Consider the following 19245-nt stretch of genomic DNA (forward strand, 5'->3'; position numbering starts at 1 on the left):
CCTCCAATTGAAACTTTTATTTCATTTGTTAATGGAACATTTTGTTCATTAATAATTGTTCTCCACCATTCCCATGCAAGACCTGTACATTCTTTCGCCATAACTTTTACATTTTTCGCATTCGCTGGAAGTGGGATCACTGTATTGAAATGGGCAGTTCTGTCTCTACCGTTTCCATCCCAAGTTTTATGAGTTAATACTTCTTTTCCATTTTGATCATATGAGACTTCATCCCAAGATACATCAAATTGAGCAACATATCCACCAGTATGATCAAGCGTCATCTTAGCACTAGAATATTCTGTAGTTTTAGTCTCGATATAATCTGTATTGTTATGAACAGCAGCAGTTGCGTTATCTTTTAAGAAAGTGCTTGTATATGAAATTGGGTATGCTGGATTTTTAGAACTTAATTCTGCATTATCTTTAATGATATTTCGGATTTCATTGAAATCTTTTGTCACAACTTTGTTATGCTCTTTTGCATCTCCGCCTAATACTACAGCAGTAAAGGTACTGTCTTCAAAAATATCTTTGTACTGTCCACTTGCTTCAACACCTTGGCCCTTAATTAAGGCTTTAAAAGCAGCTTGTACATCTTTGCTCTTAGATGATGTTTCTAATTTTACATAAACTGTTCTACCATAAGCTACATTTGACACCATAACAGGTGGAGCTGCATTACTTACCCCTTTACGATTTAATTCGTCAAACGTAACACTCTTATCAAAAAGGTCTGATGGATTGTTAGGCAGTTCTGCACTTACTGTATAGAAGATTTGCTTATATGCCGCAACCATCACTTTTTTCTCGCCATCAGCAACTGCTTTAAAGTCAATATTCAGTGAATTATCAAGATATTTAGCATTAACATTAAGAGCACTTGCGATTTGAGATTTACTATACACCATAGATTCTGTATACTGCATTCTTGCAGGTAACGTATGTGTGTTTGAATACTTGTCATTCCAAGTAGATACTAACTCATCTACTGCTCCAGACACATTACCATATGTAGGATTTTGGACAGTAACTGTATTTTCTTTTTTCATACCAGGTAAGTCGATACTAATATTCAAAGGTTTTCTCTTAGCCACTAATAAATCAGGTTGATTGTCTGCAAAAGCTTTATTTGCAAGTTGTACTGCTCCTGGATAAGTACGGTTAGCCACAGAATCAATAATCGAAATATCAACTGGTGAAGTTGTAAGTGACTTTTTCTCACGTTCAACCACTACAAATTTACCATTTGAATTTGTACTTTCTTTTGGAACAAAACTCTCTACTTTATCACCATTTACTGCTAAAACCTCTTGATTATTATACTTTAGATTTCCTATACCAGTATCAATGTCAATAGCTTTTTTTACTTGATCAGCTGAATTACTTTTAGGTGTTTCAGCGAAGGAAATAGAAGAATAAGTAAAAGTGCATAAGCCAATTGATAAACACGCTAGTAATTTGATTCCTTTTGTGCTTTTTGTATTTTTTGTAATTTTCAAAAAACTCAACCCCTTCCTTTTTTCGTATTAAGGATAAATTATTTATCAATAATTGCTAAATAGTGAACTTACATAAATGCTTTTAAAAGTTCTTGAACGAATGGAAGTACTCCACCTAAAAATTTTAAAATTGCCATTGCGATTGTCATAGTATTTCCTCCTCTTTTTTTGCTACGATGTGATTTATCTTTATGCTCTTATTATAGTAAGCGCCTATGTTTTTATCAATACATCTTCATATGCAATGTTGCATATGAGGATGTAGCAGGTTCTTTTTGCAATATTAATCATATAATTGAAAAAGACTTACTATCAAACAATAACAAAGATAATAATATGAAGGAACTTTGGAGTCAGTCCTCACAGCTTTTAAGCTGCGGGGCTGACTCCTTTTCCTCTTGTATAATTTTTTCATAAATATTTATACATTACATTAACATATTTTTGAAAATAACTTTGGACGTAAATAGCTAAATTCGCCGGGCCCACATACCATATGACGGGAAAGCTTCTTGCAACTTCGCAAACGTTTCATCACACCACGCTTTGGAGTTGAAATCACCAATAATGATACGCTGATTTCCATCATCAAGAGATTGCGTCCATATCCCGTAGTCTGGAAAAATAACTTTGATTGTCTGATATACATCTTCCATCCATTCAACTGAATTGAAGTCTCCTACAAAGATGCGATAAAGTTCCTGAACATTTGTGAACCATTCGAGCGGCTTATCTCCGTTTAAAACATTTAAATCTACTTTTCCAATTCCATCAATCCATCCACCTGTTTCACCATCTGCATATTGCCATAAATCGCATTCATATTTAGGTTTTCTGCCTCCATATCGTGGAATCCATAAGAAATCAGCTTGTACATTTTGTAACCCATAAGATCCATACATATGATGTGCTACATATAAGCCAACTTTCCAACCAACATCTTTGCAAGTAGTAATAAATGTTTGTGCTGCTTCTGCTAGATTCGTAGCTCCGCAGCTTGCTAGCGTGTCCTCTTCAACATCTAACACAAGAAATTTCGCATTTGGGTTTACACGTGCCAGAAAATCTTCGGCCTCCACAATAGCATCTGTAATGCTTACATAACAACCGTAAGCATAAGCCGCATGAGGAACTCCATATGCTTCTAAATTTTGGACGTGTTCATTGTATAGTTGGTCTATCTTCCTTGAGCCATATTGAACGCGACAGATTGCCAAATCTAGTTGCGGCGCCGCTATATCCCAATCGATATTATCATTGTATTTTGATAGATCTACGATATGTTTTGGCATGCTTCCATTTCCCCCTTTCTCGTTTTCATTATATAAGTAATTGTTCTTCTCGTATATTTGGCAATGAATTTCTTAAAATCATTCAGATTTAATGGCTATTAAGTGCAAAGTAAATAAAATAAGAAAAAACGTTGCAATCAATTGATGCAACGTTTTTTCTTATTTTATCATTGTTATTTATGTCAATTTACAAATTAATGGATGTGATGTTTCTCCAACATATAATTGGGATTCAGCCGAGACACATGCATTGGTGGGGCATAGTCTGGATTTTATCTCCATATGATGAAACATGAACCCAATAGTCGTTTCCATTTTACTTTATGACATAAGTAAGTGCAGTTATTATTGATGATTTACGTACGTATCAAACCATAAATGAATATATCCAGCTGTAATACGCTGTGCTTCTATTAAACGTTTTCCTGTTACCGGTGTTACTGCCGCACGCCATTTATCAGCAGAGTCTTGTGATACAGCTGCTTTTAGGAACCAATTTTTCGTACTACCATTAACAATTGATGGATAATCAGCTTTTGCTGCAGCTGCTGAAGCATGAACCCACTCTTCTGGATTTGCACTTTTCCAGTTCCAATAACCATTTCCATCCGTTACTCTATAATTATCCTTCACTGTATCGACGAAGTTTTCATATTTTGAGTGGAAGCCAAATGGATGCGAAATGTTAGTAAAGTTTGCAGCATGCATTGGTTGGTTAACATCCCCTAAATAATGAAGTGATAATCCTAAATAATAGAATGCATTTTGCATATCTTTATTTTGATAAGCTTCACCAGCTAGTTTAAAATATTTCGCTCCTGTTTGTTTTGCTTGTTTAGCAAATGGAATATACGTCTTTCCTGAATCAGGATCATAAAAGTGTGAAGCGAATGTGGAATTATCATAGTATGGGTTTTTATAATCCGCATTGTAAATACCTTTCTCTAGATCAGTACGCCACTCATTTAATAGAGCTGTCTCATTTTTCTTCACAACAGTTTCATTTTGGGACATAATATCAATGGCTCTGTTTACAATCCATAAATGAGAACTTACTCCTTCACTATGTATCGATTCTGCTGACCATTTTTGAGCGATAGGTGGCTCAACTTGCCCGTCATCTTCATGTGCGAACGCCACACTTTGAATAGGAGCTGTTAAAGCAATTACAGAAGCTATAGCTAAAATTTTTCTTTTCATACTACATTCCTCCATTTAATATATAGTTTCACTGCAAAGGTACTAATTCGTAGCCAGCAACACTTTTAGGAGCAGAAATTGCCCACATTTTCTGATGATCTGAGCCTAAATATTGTGCGATCTGTACTTGGAAAGTTGATGTAACCCCATAATAAGAGTTCTTTGGATCTGCACTATACCAATCACAAGGTCTACCAAATTTATCCCTAAGAATCTCGGTAGTGCCTGTTGCTAAGTCTATTTCCTTCGAATTTCTTTTCTGAACGATTAGCTTGCTTTTTGATTGGTCGCTAAAATAAATCCATCCAGCATCCTTGGCATTTATATATTTTTTTGTTCCTCCGGCATCAGCGTTTGGCCCACCAATCCACATTGACATTGTAACTGGCGTATTATGTCTTACATATCCATCACTGTTTAATCCATCTGGAGTTTCAAAATTTATAGGTGTACCATAGTACTGATTACCTTTTGTATCTTTATGCATTTCTGCTGATCCATAATAAGATGCTTGTCTATACTGAATTGCATAATGCCAACCAGCGTACTTCTCATAAGATAATCCAAATTTGTTCTGACCTACAGCTGCTATACGTTCTGAAGGATGAACCCCCACCACGTCCCAATACTTATTTACTAACATATAGTCTTTATTTGTGGTAACTGGATCACCATAAATATCAAGTATACGATCTTCCTCATCTGCAAAAGCAGCATTTGTCGGAAAAACAGTAACTATCAAACTAAATATTAATGCTAAGAGTGTAAGTATTGGGAGTTTTCTTTTCATAAACATGTCTTAATTCCTCCTTATTTTCACAATTGATCCTACCATCGGCAAACGTAATTTTAACATCTAATGTTGAGTTTGTAGATACATTAATTAATATATGCAAAATTGCATATATTAATTAATCTTCTATTAGAAGTACCGCCAGATCATTCGTCCCAGACTTTCTCTTATCCGCTATATCGCTACTTTTCAAACCGTGGGGTCTCACCCCCACACGACGAGCCAACACTCCAAACAAAAAACAATGGAAAACCAAAGGACAAAATCAAAACAAAAAATACAATGAAAAAAGATTCCTGTGTTTTAGTTGAATAAGAACAAATAAAAAAGGCAAAACAGCTACTCTTCTAACATCTGAAAAGTATGCTCATTTTGCTTCACCCATATAAATGCAAATAACGCTGCAATTACACATAAAACCGCTAATTGTGATTTTGAAAGAAAGTTGTACTGTTTAAAACAAAGTTTAATTGCATAGAAAAATAATGTTTTCTAAGAGGAAATCATTTACTTTGTAAGCGCTTTCTATTATAATGATAATGGGTTGGATGGCAAGTGTGGCTATCAAGGTATCTAGCGTAGGTGGGGCTGATACTATAGGTGAAGTGAAATTTCTGTTTTGACAAGTTAGTTATCAATATTGATTATATCAAATATACAAAAAAAGAAGTCTTTTAGATCATTTAAAGGGATTCTTTTCTTTATTTAAATTATAAAATTTATTAAGTACATTATCTTCCTCTTTATGTTACTTTGAAAAAAGGATTGATTAAATACAGAGTTATAAATGAATAATTTAAAAATAAAGAAGAAGTCTCCATGTCAAAGGGATTAGAATTAAATGAAGAATACAGATAGTCCAAGTGATTTTTGTGTTCTTCTTTATTCCTATAATACTCTTGAAAATAAAGTTAAAAACCCAAGCTCCCAACATTGTAACTAAAATCTCAAAAATAGCAATTATCCATTCCAGTACAGTATGTTCTACATCTGGAGAAGCACCAGCTAAACCAAGAACAACTATAACTGGAAATGAGGGTATATAAACAAGTAAATAAGAAAAAAAGTAAAAAATATATTTTACCAATAATTTTCCTTCCATCAATTCATTCCCATCTATCTAAATATTTATATCCACATTATACCAAAACTTTTTTAAACTCACATCTTCAGCAAATCATTAAAATTCTATTTTCTTCTCAAAAAGAATGCTCTTAGGGGGATCGTTCCATACCCATCAAGCTAACATTTGAGAAACCTCCCATAACGAAAAATTCACCTTTTCACAGTTATTTATGAGAATTCGGCTCATTTTTTTGTTTTGGGAAACAATTAATTTCTTAAGTTAATGGACATGGACGGTACCCCTATTAACATTTAAAGCTTTTTAATTCCAGAATATTAAACGACTTATTTCGTTTTTATTCAAAAATCTTTTCAAAACAAAACCACACCATCTCTAAACTTTTAGAAACAGTGTGGTTTTCATTTTTATGCCAGCGCAGATGCCTGATCTTGTTGATCGACTGGTACAACTGCATCTGTTAATGCTGCGTCTAATTCAGCTGTATACTTCCGCTTCTCTTCTCCGCTCCAGTTTAAGGCCTCTGCCATGTAGTTGATCACAGCGTCTTTCCATTGATATACCCAGTGAATGTTGAAGAATACTGCTCCTGTGCGGCGTACAAAGAAGTCGACTGGTTTTGTTGTCATTTCGAACTCCATTGCGTATACGAGTGGAAGAATGACGTCAAGCGGCATGTTATGACGCTCTGCATCTCCTTTATACTCTTTCGCTAATTCGAAGAGTACATCGACGTTTGAACCGTAGAATTTTGCGAACTGCTCTGCTTGTTCTACTGTTAAACCGTATTTTTTCCCTTCTTGTGCTTTTTTCGCAATAAATGTTGGGAAGTTTTTCGAACCGCCAACATGACCGCCAGAGATTGGCATATGTTTCGTTGTACTTTTTGGATATGAACCTTGACCTTCTTTTTGCATTAACGATGTGACATAATCTAGGACCATCTCTGCCATTTTGCGGTATCCTGTTAATTTTCCGCCAGCAATTGTAATTAGACCAGATTCAGAAGTCCAAATTTCATCTTTACGAGAAATTTCAGATGCGCTCTTTCCTTCTTCATAAATTAATGGACGAACGCCGGCCCAGCTTGATTCAATGTCCTTCTCTGTAATTTTTACGCTCGGGAACATGTAGTTAATCGCGTTAATAATGTATGTGCGATCTTCTGTTGTCATTTTTGGTACTGCTGCATCTTTATCATAGAATGTATCTGTTGTGCCTACGTATGTTTTACCTCCGCGCGGAATCGCAAATACCATCCGTCCGTCTGGCGTATCAAAGTAAATTGCTTGCCCTAGTGGGAAACGCTTTTGATCGATGACAAGGTGCACACCTTTTGATAACTGCAAGACTTTTCCTTTTTTCGAATTATCTTTTTCACGAAGTGTATCGACCCAAGGGCCTGACGCGTTGACGATCTTTTTACCGTACACTTCATATACGTTTCCGTCTAATAAGTCGACTACACGAACGCCGCATACTTTTCCATCTTTATATAAGAAGCCGTCTACTTTCGCATAGTTGACTGCTTTTGCACCATGTTTGATCGCTTCTTTCATGACTTCAATTGTTAAACGCGCGTCATCTGTACGATATTCTACGTAGTAACCGCCGCCTTTTAACCCTTCTTGTTTCACAAGCGGCTCTCTCTTCATCGTTTCTTCGCGGCTAAACATTTTTCTGCGCTCGCTTTTCTTAACGCCTGCTAAAAAGTCGTATACGCGAAGTCCAATTGATGTACTAAATGCACCGAACGTACCGCCTGTATGGAACGGTAGCAGCATCCACTCTGGCGTTGTTACGTGAGGACCGTTTTCATATACAATGGCACGTTCCTTCCCAACTTCAGCTACCATTTTCACTTCAAACTGTTTTAAATAACGTAAACCGCCGTGAACAAGCTTTGTAGAACGACTTGATGTACCTGCTGCAAAGTCTTGCATTTCAAACACAACTGTTGATAATCCGCGTTTTGCTCCGTCTAGCGCAATACCCGCTCCTGTGATCCCACCGCCAATGACAACCACATCTACTTCTTGTTTATTTACTTCATTTAAAACATTTTGACGCCCGTTACTTGAGAATTTCATAGTAATTCCTCCCTTTCATTACGAAAAAAAGAGACCACAAACATCACCATAGAATTGCTTCTATAGCGTGCTGTGGTCTCTCCAAATCTCCTACCGAAATATTAACTTATCAACATTATAACACTGTTTATACTTATTTAAAAGCTTTCGTTGCTTCAATTGCCTTTTTCCAGCCAGCATATAGCTCTTCACTTGTACCCGCTTCCATTGCTGGTGCAAAGCTCTTATCCATATTCCACTGCGCTGCGATTTCTTCTTGATCTTTCCAATAACCAACCGCAAGACCAGCTAAATATGCCGCTCCTAAAGCTGTTGTTTCGTTCACTTCTGGACGCTCTACTGGCACACCTAAAATGTCACCTTGGAACTGCATTAAGAAGTTATTTTTCACTGCGCCGCCATCTACGCGTAATGTTTTTAACTCGATGCCGGAATCTGCTTCCATCGCACATAATACATCTTTTGTTTGATATGCTAACGATTCAAGCGTTGCACGAACAAAATGCTCTTTCGTCGTACCGCGTGTTAAACCGAATACCGCGCCGCGTACTTCACTATCCCAATATGGTGTTCCAAGTCCAACAAATGCCGGTACAACATAGACGCCGTCAGTTGACTCAACGCGCGCTGCATACGCTTCACTATCACTTGCATCTTGGAACATACGCAGTCCATCACGAAGCCACTGAATCGCAGATCCCGCTACGAAAATACTACCTTCTAATGCGTATTCTACTTTTCCATTTAAGCCCCATGCGATTGTTGTTAATAAACCATGCTCAGATGCAACTGCTTTTTCACCTGTATTCATTAACATAAAGCAGCCTGTTCCGTATGTATTTTTCGCCATACCTTCACCGAAGCAAGCTTGGCCGAATAATGCCGCTTGTTGGTCACCTGCAACCCCTGCAATCGGTACGGTTTGACCGAAGAAATGATAATCAACTGTATGACCATATACTTCAGAAGATGGACGTACTTCTGGAAGCATGCTTGCTGGTACTGTTAACATTTCAAGAAGCTCTTCGTCCCATTTTAACTCATGAATGTTATACATTAATGTACGAGATGCATTCGAATAATCTGTTACATGAACGTTGCCGCCAGATAATTTCCATACAAGCCACGTATCAATTGTTCCGAATAATAACTCGCCGCGCTCTGCTTTCTCTCTTGCGCCTTCTACGTTATCTAAAATCCATTTTACTTTCGTTCCAGAGAAATATGCGTCAATTAAAAGACCTGTTTTTTCGCGAACCATATCGCCATAGCCTTTTTCTTTTAACTCGTCACAAATTTCCGCTGTTTGACGAGATTGCCATACGATTGCATTGTATACAGGTTTGCCTGTTTCTTTGTCCCATACAACTGTCGTTTCACGTTGGTTTGTAATCCCGATACTTGCGATTTGTTCAGGTTTTACTTCTGCTTCACTTAAACAAGTTGCAATAACCGCTAAAATCGATCCCCAAATTTCTTGCGGGTTATGCTCAACCCAGCCTGGCTTTGGAAAATGCTGTGTAAACTCTTTTTGCGCAACATGTACAATTTTACCTTCTTTATTAAAAAGAATCGCACGTGAACTCGTTGTTCCTTGGTCTAATGAAAGAATAAATTTTTCCATGTTTATTTCCCCCTTATGCTACTTTTCTACTATTTGTATTTTTTCCGCTCTGTTTGCTTGTCATATAAGAGATTGCTAGAACAATTACCGTTGCAATCGCTACATAAATAAGTGCTGAGTTTTGCTTTCCTTCAAATACAACTTGATGGAATAATCCCGCTAATGATCCGCCTAAAATCGGTCCTACTACTGGAATCCATGCATATTTCCAGTTCGATCCGCCTTTTCCTGGAATCGGAAGAAGGAAATGTGCAATACGAGGTCCTAAATCACGTGCTGGATTAATTGCGTAACCAGTTGTCCCTCCTAATGATAAACCAATACTTACGATTAAGAAACCTACAATGAACGGATTTAAACCGTCTGCAAACTTATTTGCTCCAATTGCTAAAATACCAAATACTAGAATAAAAGTCCCAATCATTTCACTTAAAAGGTTTGCAAATGTGTTTGGAATTGCTGGTCCTGTTGCAAATACACCTAATTTTGTCCCTGCATCTTCTGTCTCTTTCCAATGTGGTAAGTAATGTAAGTATACAATACATGCCCCAATCATTGCCCCAATCATTTGTGCTGCAATATAGCCTGGTACGTCGCTCCAAGGAAATGCTCCTTTAAACGCAAGTCCAATTGTTACCGCTGGATTTAAATGCGCTCCGCTAATCGATCCAACTGCATAAGCAGCTACCGAAACCGCTAAGCCCCATCCCATCGTAATGACGATCCATCCTGAATTTTGTGCAAATGATTTCTTCAAACTAACACCAGCACAAACGCCGCCGCCAAGAATGATTAGTAATGCTGTCCCTATTAACTCCCCTAAAAATGGTGACATATAACCCCTCCATAATCAAATTAAAACGCTTTCAGTGAAAGAGACAAATTGAATGTCCATTCATTTCCAAATGAAAAAAACCCACAAATGCACGCTTCTATAGAATCATAGAAGCAATGAAATGTGGATCTCTACTTTTCTCCGTCACGTTTATTAACTTATTTATAATGTTAAACTCATTTGAAAGCGTTGTCAATTGGTTTTTTCATATTTTTGTCACTTTTCATGAAAATGTTTCCATAATTCTTTCTTCGACGTTGTAATCGCCGTTGCACCAGCTGCCAGAGCCCTTTCCACATCATCCACAGTGCGAATAAATCCGCCTGCTAAAATAGATAATCCAGTCCGCTCCTTCACTTCCGCAATTACGCCTGTTAAAGCACCTGGAAGCACCTCAATATAATCGGGCTGTGTCTTTTCTAAAAGAGCACAACTCTTTTCCATTGCACTAGAATCAATTAAGAAAACGCGTTGAATCGCCACAACGCCTTTTTGCTTCGCTTTTATAATCACACTAGACCTCGTAGATAACACCCCGTACGGACGAAACTCTTGGCATACATATTCCGTCGCATACGCATCACTTTGCAAACCATGAATTAAATCCACATGCAAAAAGACCTTTTTACAATACTGCTTCGCTAATGCCACAACACTTTTCAACTGACCGACATGAATATCAAGAATAACGATATATTCATAGGAGCTATGTAATAGCTTCTCTAAATCTTTAATTTGCCGAACCGCTGGTAATATTTTTTGTTCATGAAATTCCATTCGAAAGTCCCCTTTTTTATATCTTTCTACTTCTTATAGTACACAAATTAAGGAAAAAGAAAAGATGGGACCTTCATTCCAAATGGGTTCCATGATTCATGCGTCGAATAACGTTGAAGAATCTTTAAATCGTGTCGAAGCGCCGATATATTGCGAAAGGCGCCGATATCGGTGGACACAAAAAACGGGACTGATCATCAGTCCCGTACAATGACTTACATATTAGCGCCTTCCGTTGAAACTTGCCACTCTACGCCGAATTTGTCTTTGACTTGGCCATATAATGGACTCCAGAACGTTTCTTGAAGCGGCATCACGACTTGACCACCATCTTGTAACTTTTCAAACACTTCTTTTGATTTGTCTGCATTTTGTATGTGAATAGCGATAGTCACTTGCGATCCAATTTGGTATGGCTGACCTGGAAATGTATCAGAGATCATTAGATTCGTATCACCCACTTTTAAATGAGCATGTAACACAAGGTCTTTCGCCTCAGCAGGAACCTTGAATTCCGGGTTTTCAGGCATGTCTCCAAACGTTTGAAGACTTACAACTTTTGCATCCAATGCATGTTCATAAAACTTAATAGCCTCTTGCCCATTACCATTTGTCACTACATACGGATTAATACCTAAAATCATCACAAGCACCTCTTTCTAAAATGTTTAACATATGTAAACAAGAAACAGAACATACGTTTCTATCATTTTATCATATATGATCTGTTTATGGAATCATTTGTGCTATGAAAAAAATCGACATCTTTTATGTGAATCCACTCGAATTTCCTGCTAAGCAAATTCCAAATCATAGCACCATCTTCATTTTTGTAGACGCCTGCTTGCTGGTCATTTCATAAGATACTAACTAATGACAGATAAACTACCAATCATACCTGCAATTGTACATCTTCCGTAACCATTATACTGGGAAGCTTCATATTGTTGTTGTGTTTGGTTAACAGAATTTGTGTTGATATCCCCGAGCTAACCATAACGATTGCTATCATAGAATAATTTCAAACTCATATAACCCACTCTTTCATGAGGTCAACAATACAGTTAAATTCTTTTCTCTTAGTATATAAAAATAGTAATTGACAATAAGACTCTAGCTATGATAAAAATATTAATCTATTGATTAGCGTAAGAAAGTTAGCATTGTTCTTCCGGGAAATGTATTAGAATATAATTTCCATGTTTTATCCATGTAACTCCATCTAATAAATACATATATTAAGTCTGTTAGATTCACAGTTATGATAGAGGATAGAGAAATTAACACTATCGCACAATTGCAAACAGCTTATAGAAGAAAAGAGGTTTATTCACATATGATTCGTTACGACAATCAAGAAAGTTTAAAACAAATCTTTACGTTAAAGGGAACAATTATAAAAAACATCTTTAAACAGATCATTGTTTATACATGTATTTCTATTTGTATTGTTCTTATTAACTACTACTTTGGAATACATATAAATTCGACTCCGTGGGTTATTGTAGGGGGAGCTTTAGGTTTATTATTAGTATTTCGAACAAATACTGCATATGATCGATATTGGGAAGGAAGAAAACTATTTGGAGGAGTCGGTAATTCGACTAGAAATTTAGCAGTAAGCTTTTTATGTTACTGGGATTCTAAAGGAAATACTATGGATAAAGAGAAATTAAAGTTTCTACATTTATTAATTGCTTTTCCAAAACTAGCTAAACAACATTTGAGAGATGAAAAAAATCTATCCGAAATAAAAGATCTATTAGAACTATGTTCGGATAAAGATAAGGAAATGTTGGTGAGATCCAACTATTTACCTCTCACCATAATTTTCATGTTAAAAGCTGTCATAACAAAGGGATTGAAATCCGGGCAACTTCCTCCAAATACCTTAATGAATATGGAAGATGAATTGGATAATCTGTTAAATTCTATAGGCGGCTGTGATCGCATTAAAGCAACACCTATTCCCTTTGCATATTATGCACATATTAAAAGTTTACTTATCATTTTTTGCGGGACTTTATCAATTGGGCTTGTTGATAGTATGGGATGGTTTACGATTATGGCAACTATGTTTATTAGTTTTGCATTTTTAGGAATTGAAGCAATAGGAGTTGAAATTGAAGATCCATTTGGTCAAGATTCAAATGACCTTCCATTAGAAGAAATTTGTATGGGAATAGAAAAACACTTACTAAACTTATATGATCAAAGCGACTTACTGGAATCACCAGTTTCAAATTTTGATAAAAGAGCCATATAATTTTTAATTTATTACAAATAATCAATTCTGGTTTTATAAAAGAAGAATCTAGCCTAGGTTCTTCTTTTATGAAACATCGTTATTGTAAAAGTAATGAGCTTATTGTAGAGGTCTACTCAAATGTAAAATACCAGTATATCGCTATTTCGTCACTCAGCTGATTGATACCTTTGTAGACATATTTGTCAAAGCCACCAATAAAGAAACCATAGCGTTCATAAAACTTACATGCACCCACATTGTTATTTTGTGTCTCTAACATCATACCAGCCATTCGGTTATCTTGAGCCCAATTTTTGACCTTATCCATAAGTAGGCGGCCGATACCATGTCGCCGATATTTTTGGGCTACTTTGATGTCTTCAATGTAAGCAAACTCATTCCAGTTTCGCCTTACTATGACCAAGCCAACAATATCATTTCCTTCAATTGCCAAGAATAGCGCCTGATCTGGATGATCAATGTATTCTTGTAAGCAAAGTAGATCATCTGGATCATCTGAATACTGTTTTTCATAGGGACGGACTTTCTTCACCGTATACTGGATGGAATGCTCCGTTGCCGTTAACAAAAGAATCGATTCTACTGTGAATCGATCATTGATGATGACAGAATAATCCAGGTCTTCTTCTGTGAATTTTTTAATCGTTACGCCCATTTTCTCATTCTCCTCATTATCTGATTTCAAATACCGTTCATCAACAATGTTCAACAGGGACATGGATTTGATTTCATTTAACAATTTGGCCCGTATGTTAAACATAAGAACCCTACATACCTACACAATACTTTTGATCAAACTTTTTTACAAATTATTGTTCATTTTTTTACATTTGGAGACAGTGAATTTTCTCTAGTTGATAGGCACGTATGGTACTCCCTAACCTTAACGTACAAAATTCACGAAATGATAGTATCCATACTTCCTTCTTGAAGTATGGCATTCTTTAGCTTACACATGAAACTGTTCTAAAGGGGGGAATTCCTGAAATAGAAATAGAAATATAATGAAAAGGAGTTGAGTAAATGAAACTGAACCATTTAAATTTATGTGTGAATGATTTATCGGCAGCGAGAAATTTCTTTGAAACATTTTTTGATTTTCAATTTTTAGAAGCGAAAGGAAAAGCTCTTGTAGTAATGAGTGATAATGATGGATTCATTCTCGTATTAAGTGATCCAAAAGCGTTTAAAGATGGTAAAGATGCGATGTACCCAGAAGCGTTTCATATTGGTTTCTTAGTAGAAGAACCTAATGAAGTTGATCAAGTATATAGCCGCTTAATCGATGGAGGTATCGAAATAGATAAAGAACCTTATATGATGAGAGGTAGTAGTTATGGCTTCTACTTTACAGTATTTAATGGGTTGATGATTGAGGTTTCTTGCCTTGACTATAAAGACGGGAAAAGAATCTCAAGACCTAATGTTGCTAAAGATTCAAAACGTTAATGAACTACCGGATATTTCGGTCGAATTACATTCCAAAACACCACAACAAAAAAAGATGGCAACCATTCGGCTACGCATCCTCTTTTCATACTATTAAAGCAAAACGGAATCCTTATCCTTATCTTGATGGCGTCGCTCCCGTTCTTCAGCGAGGCGTTTCATATAGACTTCGCCTTCTTTTTCAATAAACTCATTATCAATTTCTTGTTCTTGTTTCGACGTAAATAAGACCATATAACCGCTCACAACAATTCCAACAATAATGAGATAAATCCACCATGGTAAATTTTCCATTAAAGTTCCTTCCTTTCATCAGACAAGCTTTGTTAGTTTTACTGTATGAAAGGAAGGAAGGTTTTATGACTCTTTTATTTTACTTAACGATGAATCCAAACTGCTCCTGCAGACTTATCATCAGCTTGACCTACTACTTCAAATTTCAGGCCAAGGTTTGGAAGTTTGCGTCCTGCATCTGGAATTAACTTGTTCATATATACTTTAGAGTCATCAAATTTAGCTACACCTGGTAACCCTTTATAATCAAATACTCCGCGTGACGGTGAATTTACTTTCCACGCCGGTGTTTGATCAAATGAGAACGCAGCATCTGCAATTTGATAACGCGTGCTACTTTTCACAGATGGCTGACCATTTAATGATCCTACAATCGCTTCTGGATGAGAATCTACTACTCCAAGGAATCCTTCGCCTGGATGTACACCAACCCAGTTATCTGTAAAGCTTTGGTCTGCATACCATACAACAAGTCCTGTATTGTAAACTGGACCGCGTCCATATTGCAGTGCTTCATCAGAGCCAGCGTAGTTTCTCCACTCTAAATAGTAGTTGTTTTTCTTATATTCCAATCCATTAGAAGCCGTAAAGCCTTTTAACGTAAAGCTTGGTTGTCCCTCTGCATCATCAGAGAACACAACTTTACCATCTACTGTTAAAGTCGCATTATCAAGCGCAAATCCTCTGTATGCTACAGCAATATCTGTTAAATAGTCAAATTGTAATTTTACTTTTTTACCTTTGAATTGACTTAAATCATAGGATTTATCAATCCACTTATCGTTCGTTGTGTCCGCACCATTCTTGATGTCTTTGTCACCCATTCTATCAATCTTTGTTTTCGTTCCATCTTCTGCAATCGCATATACATCTAGGAAATCATACTTTGCTTCTAATTCATAGAATGCTTTGTAATCAAATTTCGCATTCGTTGCATTTGTTAAATCAAATAATGGTGTTTCTAATGTTGTGTGGATGTCATTTCCTTTTGTACTATAGTAAAATTTCTTTCCAAAACCAGGTTCAATGTTTTTCACTTCTTTATCAGGTAAGTTCACACGAACAATTCCTGGACGCTTTGATTTCGTAACACTTTGATCTAAATACGTCGCCGCCCCAACGCCGCGAAGCTTATCATAGTCTACCTCAGTAATATTCGCCCAGTTACCCTTCATATTTTTTTGGAAGAACTCTTTATTTTGCGGAGAGAAACTTGTTGGTTCTGTCCCAGCAATTCTTCCAGCCCAGCTGCCGCCACTCATAATAGACCAAGCTTCAATCGGCTCACCTTGTCCTGAATACTTTGTATCGTACTCATCTGGTAAACCTAAGTCATGACCAAATTCATGAGCAAATACACCAACTGCACCGTCTTCAGGCTCGATTGTGTAATCGTATGCAGCCATCTTTCCATCCCATCTTTGTACAGATGATTTCGTTCCATCAATTGCATAAGGCTTTGCACCAAGTTTTGAACGGTGAGACCAAATTGCATTATCTTTCAATTTTCCACCGCCAGCCTCTTGGCCAACACCAGCGTGAACAACCATTAAATGATCAATAATTCCATCTGGCTCATTTTTATTACCGTCATTGTTGTAATCGTATTGATCAAATTGGTCATAATCAGCTAAATTAATTCCTTTTTCTACAGCTGCTTTTAACGCATCTTTTACTAAATCACGTGGTCCTAGAGGTCCTTTATTATCGTGGCCAGTACCAGCATCAGCGCCGTAATCTGCCGCTTTCCCTGGAACAGTCAGCCATTCTGTTACAGTACCGTCAACTGTATAGCTGCCCCCTGATTGCTCTTCATAATATTGCTTAAATGTTTTAATGTTCGTGCCATTGAATAATGTAAATGGCTCATCACCAAATAACATATTTTGATAATGATCACGATTAAAATCATTCGCATACATATATCCTGGATCTTGATCGACATTATTATGTTTAAAATCACTATATTCTACAAGTAGCACAAGAACTTTATCTTTGCGAACTGCCCCATTATATTCAGCCTGCTTCGCTGGAGATGTCGGAACTTTCCCATTCAATTTTCCAGCAGTAAATCCAGATGCTTCTCCATTTGCTGGACCATTCTCTACTTGCTGCGCTTTTTCTTTCATCTTTTCATCTTTTACTTTTTTCATAAAGTCAGTAGCTTCTTGTGTAAGGCTGTCTTCTGGCGTTGTTTCCTTTCCAGGATTTTCGCCTTTCTTCTTCTCTATATATTTCTCTACAGCCTTTGCCGTTTCTGCTTGTGATGCAGAAGGATCAATAACCCCGCGCTCCTTCAACGCATTTGCCAAGCGATCCTCGGGTATTAAATGCTCATCTATGAAACTAGATGACGCTGTTGGTGATTCTGCATAAGCAGCATGACCACCGAAAGCAAACATAGAACTTAGCATAGCCCCAGTTGCCAACACTGAAAAAGTTTTTAATTTTCTGTTCTTTTTCAACGTAGTCCCTCCCCTATTATGTATAAGTTATCGACTCTTCCCTTTTTGTCGATATTTATATATTATTATCGATTGGTGTAATTTTCAATATTTTTGTAATATATCGAAAATTAAATGCAGTTTATTTTATTACAATAATTTTTCTGGAGTGAAATCTTTTTAGTTATGATGACGTCCCTCAAAAATAAACCGAAAGATATATCGGCGCTTCGACACAATTTAAAGATTACTCGACGATATTCGTCACATAAATAACACTAAATCATACCAAAAAATAAAAGAAGCTAACCAAAAGTCTACTTTTGGTTAGCTTCTCCTTTTTAATTATGAAACGTCGGTTTATAAAACGAACGATTATCAAGCGCAAAGACACGCTCAGTATATTCACCTGGTTTTGTGCGACCTAGTGCACGGTCCATCATATTCATCTTCGCATCTAAATTATCAATGTAATGAAGGATTTCTGCTTCTTTTACAAGAGGCGGTTTCGGACTGCCCCATTCTGCTTTACCGTGATGTGATAAGACGATGTGCTGAAGAATTAAGATTTCTTCTGCTTCAATTTGCAGTTCGTCTGCCGCTTTTCCAATTTCGTTTACCATGATAGAAATGTGACCTAGTAGGTTTCCTTCTAACGTATACGTTGTAGAAATTGGGCCTGATAATTCAATGACTTTACCGAGGTCGTGTAAAATTACGCCTGCATACAATAAGTCTTTATCAAGAGACGGATATAGCGCTGCAATTGCTTTTGCTAAGTCAAGCATCGATACAACGTGATATGCCAGCCCTGAGACAAACTCATGGTGATTTTTTGTTGCGGCTGGGTAATCTAAAAATTCCCCTTGATACTTATTTAGTAAATGTCTTGTAATGCGCTGAATATTTGGGTTACGCATTTCAAATATGTATTGTGTAATTTTCTCGACCATATCTTCTTTTTTCAGCGGTGCTTTTTCCACAAAATCAGAGATATCAGTTACTTCATTTGAATTTGCCACACGAATTTGCTTAACGCGAAGTTGAATGCGGCCTTTATAATTTTGAATATCTCCTGCTACTTTCACAATTGTTTCTGCTACATATTGCTGCTCTACTTCAGGTGACACATCCCATAGCTTCGCTTCAATATCTCCGCTTTGATCTTGCAAGATGACTGTTAAAAATGGTTTCCCATTACTTGCAATCCCTTTTGTTGCCGATTTTATCATTAAAAATAACTCGACTTGCTCACCAACTTCGTACTGTGCAATTTTCTTTTTCATATACTTTCCTCCACCGTCATCGATATAGTTAGTATAGCATATATATATCCATTTTGATTTTTCAACATCCAAGTTATTATTATGTAACACAAAAGTAACCTACACTCGTTTTCTCACTTTGTTTTAACATCGCCCGTGGCAGAAATAGACCCTAACCGCTCCAAGCATGGCCAGACGCTCTCGACCATCTAAAAAAAGTGGGTTTTCAATTTGTGTTTATTTATATATTCAAAGTAACCTGCTACTTTCTTTCTCACTTTGTTTTAACATCGCCCGTGGCAGAAATAGGCCCTAACCGCTCCAAGC

General features: G+C 36.7%; 16 protein-coding genes. 2 read left to right on the plus strand and 14 right to left on the minus strand.

Going from position 1 to position 19245, the window contains the following annotated elements; genetic code table 11:
* From BR72_RS23715 to BR72_RS23765, 10 genes are all read right to left on the minus strand, one after another.
* The coding region (locus tag BR72_RS23715) for a thiol-activated cytolysin family protein (RefSeq protein ID WP_035438007.1) at window positions 1-1511 on the minus strand (1511 nt) is incomplete at its 3' end.
* Between the two features lie 461 nt (window positions 1512-1972).
* A complete protein-coding gene (locus BR72_RS23725) occupies window positions 1973-2794 on the minus strand; it encodes a GH25 family lysozyme (protein WP_035437796.1) in 822 nt (273 codons plus the stop codon).
* A gap of 345 nt (window positions 2795-3139) precedes the next feature.
* Window positions 3140-3994, minus strand: coding sequence for a phospholipase C (locus BR72_RS23730; RefSeq protein ID WP_035437797.1), 855 nt, complete (start codon window positions 3992-3994; stop codon window positions 3140-3142).
* Window positions 3995-4022: 28 nt separating this feature from the next.
* Window positions 4023-4790 (minus strand): hypothetical protein, encoded by a 768-nt coding sequence (locus BR72_RS23735; RefSeq protein ID WP_035437798.1) that lies wholly within the window; start codon window positions 4788-4790, stop codon window positions 4023-4025.
* A gap of 793 nt (window positions 4791-5583) precedes the next feature.
* A complete protein-coding gene (locus BR72_RS23740; RefSeq protein ID WP_035437799.1) occupies window positions 5584-5889 on the minus strand; it encodes a hypothetical protein in 306 nt (101 codons plus the stop codon).
* 389 nt (window positions 5890-6278) lie between these two features.
* Window positions 6279-7961: a glycerol-3-phosphate dehydrogenase/oxidase gene (locus tag BR72_RS23745; protein WP_035437802.1), complete on the minus strand. Its 1683-nt coding sequence runs from the start codon at window positions 7959-7961 to the stop codon at window positions 6279-6281.
* Window positions 7962-8094: 133 nt separating this feature from the next.
* Entirely contained in the window at window positions 8095-9585 is a 1491-nt protein-coding gene (gene glpK / locus BR72_RS23750) for a glycerol kinase GlpK (RefSeq protein ID WP_035437803.1), read from the minus strand.
* Window positions 9586-9598: 13 nt separating this feature from the next.
* Window positions 9599-10420, minus strand: a complete 822-nt coding sequence (locus tag BR72_RS23755; protein WP_035437804.1) for an MIP/aquaporin family protein — start codon at window positions 10418-10420, stop codon at window positions 9599-9601.
* A 216-nt stretch (window positions 10421-10636) separates the two neighbouring features.
* The gene (locus BR72_RS23760; protein WP_035437806.1) at window positions 10637-11197 is read right to left on the minus strand and encodes a glycerol-3-phosphate responsive antiterminator; all 561 of its coding nucleotides are present in this window, start codon (window positions 11195-11197) and stop codon (window positions 10637-10639) included.
* A gap of 215 nt (window positions 11198-11412) precedes the next feature.
* Window positions 11413-11841: a VOC family protein gene (locus BR72_RS23765; protein ID WP_035437808.1), complete on the minus strand. Its 429-nt coding sequence runs from the start codon at window positions 11839-11841 to the stop codon at window positions 11413-11415.
* A gap of 692 nt (window positions 11842-12533) precedes the next feature.
* Between BR72_RS23765 and BR72_RS23770 the strand changes: the two genes are divergently transcribed.
* Window positions 12534-13463 carry a bestrophin family protein gene (locus BR72_RS23770; protein ID WP_035437810.1) on the plus strand — a complete coding sequence of 310 codons (930 nt, stop codon included), beginning with the start codon at window positions 12534-12536 and terminating at the stop codon, window positions 13461-13463.
* Window positions 13464-13575: 112 nt separating this feature from the next.
* Here the strand turns inward: BR72_RS23770 and BR72_RS23775 are convergent, their stop codons facing one another.
* A complete protein-coding gene (locus tag BR72_RS23775; protein WP_331280410.1) occupies window positions 13576-14184 on the minus strand; it encodes a GNAT family N-acetyltransferase in 609 nt (202 codons plus the stop codon).
* A 305-nt stretch (window positions 14185-14489) separates the two neighbouring features.
* Between BR72_RS23775 and BR72_RS23780 the strand changes: the two genes are divergently transcribed.
* Complete coding sequence (locus BR72_RS23780; RefSeq protein ID WP_035437814.1) at window positions 14490-14915, plus strand: VOC family protein; 426 nt, start codon at window positions 14490-14492, stop codon at window positions 14913-14915.
* A 93-nt stretch (window positions 14916-15008) separates the two neighbouring features.
* Here BR72_RS23780 and BR72_RS23785 read toward each other — a convergent pair whose 3' ends face one another.
* From BR72_RS23785 to yhaM, 3 genes are all read right to left on the minus strand, one after another.
* Window positions 15009-15209, minus strand: a complete 201-nt coding sequence (locus BR72_RS23785; protein ID WP_035437816.1) for a sporulation YhaL family protein — start codon at window positions 15207-15209, stop codon at window positions 15009-15011.
* An 83-nt stretch (window positions 15210-15292) separates the two neighbouring features.
* Window positions 15293-17674, minus strand: a complete 2382-nt coding sequence (locus tag BR72_RS23790; protein WP_051957413.1) for an immune inhibitor A domain-containing protein — start codon at window positions 17672-17674, stop codon at window positions 15293-15295.
* A gap of 320 nt (window positions 17675-17994) precedes the next feature.
* Window positions 17995-18939 (minus strand): 3'-5' exoribonuclease YhaM, encoded by a 945-nt coding sequence (gene yhaM / locus BR72_RS23795; RefSeq protein WP_035437819.1) that lies wholly within the window; start codon window positions 18937-18939, stop codon window positions 17995-17997.
* Window positions 18940-19245: the final 306 nt, after the last annotated feature.

Origin of the sequence: Bacillus sp. UNC322MFChir4.1, from assembly GCF_000746135.1 — a bacterium.
Classification (GTDB): domain Bacteria; phylum Bacillota; class Bacilli; order Bacillales; family Bacillaceae_G; genus Bacillus_A.

Coding starts and splice junctions, on each gene's coding strand:
- BR72_RS23725 (WP_035437796.1), bottom strand. CDS start 2,794: ATGCCAAAACATATCGTAGATCTATCAAAATACAATGATAATATCGAT.
- BR72_RS23730 (WP_035437797.1), bottom strand. CDS start 3,994: ATGAAAAGAAAAATTTTAGCTATAGCTTCTGTAATTGCTTTAACAGCT.
- BR72_RS23735 (WP_035437798.1), bottom strand. CDS start 4,790: ATGTTTATGAAAAGAAAACTCCCAATACTTACACTCTTAGCATTAATA.
- BR72_RS23740 (WP_035437799.1), bottom strand. CDS start 5,889: ATGGAAGGAAAATTATTGGTAAAATATATTTTTTACTTTTTTTCTTAT.
- BR72_RS23745 (WP_035437802.1), bottom strand. CDS start 7,961: ATGAAATTCTCAAGTAACGGGCGTCAAAATGTTTTAAATGAAGTAAAT.
- glpK (WP_035437803.1), bottom strand. CDS start 9,585: ATGGAAAAATTTATTCTTTCATTAGACCAAGGAACAACGAGTTCACGT.
- BR72_RS23755 (WP_035437804.1), bottom strand. CDS start 10,420: ATGTCACCATTTTTAGGGGAGTTAATAGGGACAGCATTACTAATCATT.
- BR72_RS23760 (WP_035437806.1), bottom strand. CDS start 11,197: ATGGAATTTCATGAACAAAAAATATTACCAGCGGTTCGGCAAATTAAA.
- BR72_RS23765 (WP_035437808.1), bottom strand. CDS start 11,841: ATGATTTTAGGTATTAATCCGTATGTAGTGACAAATGGTAATGGGCAA.
- BR72_RS23770 (WP_035437810.1), top strand. CDS start 12,534: ATGATTCGTTACGACAATCAAGAAAGTTTAAAACAAATCTTTACGTTA.
- BR72_RS23775 (WP_331280410.1), bottom strand. CDS start 14,184: ATGTCCCTGTTGAACATTGTTGATGAACGGTATTTGAAATCAGATAAT.
- BR72_RS23780 (WP_035437814.1), top strand. CDS start 14,490: ATGAAACTGAACCATTTAAATTTATGTGTGAATGATTTATCGGCAGCG.
- BR72_RS23785 (WP_035437816.1), bottom strand. CDS start 15,209: ATGGAAAATTTACCATGGTGGATTTATCTCATTATTGTTGGAATTGTT.
- yhaM (WP_035437819.1), bottom strand. CDS start 18,939: ATGAAAAAGAAAATTGCACAGTACGAAGTTGGTGAGCAAGTCGAGTTA.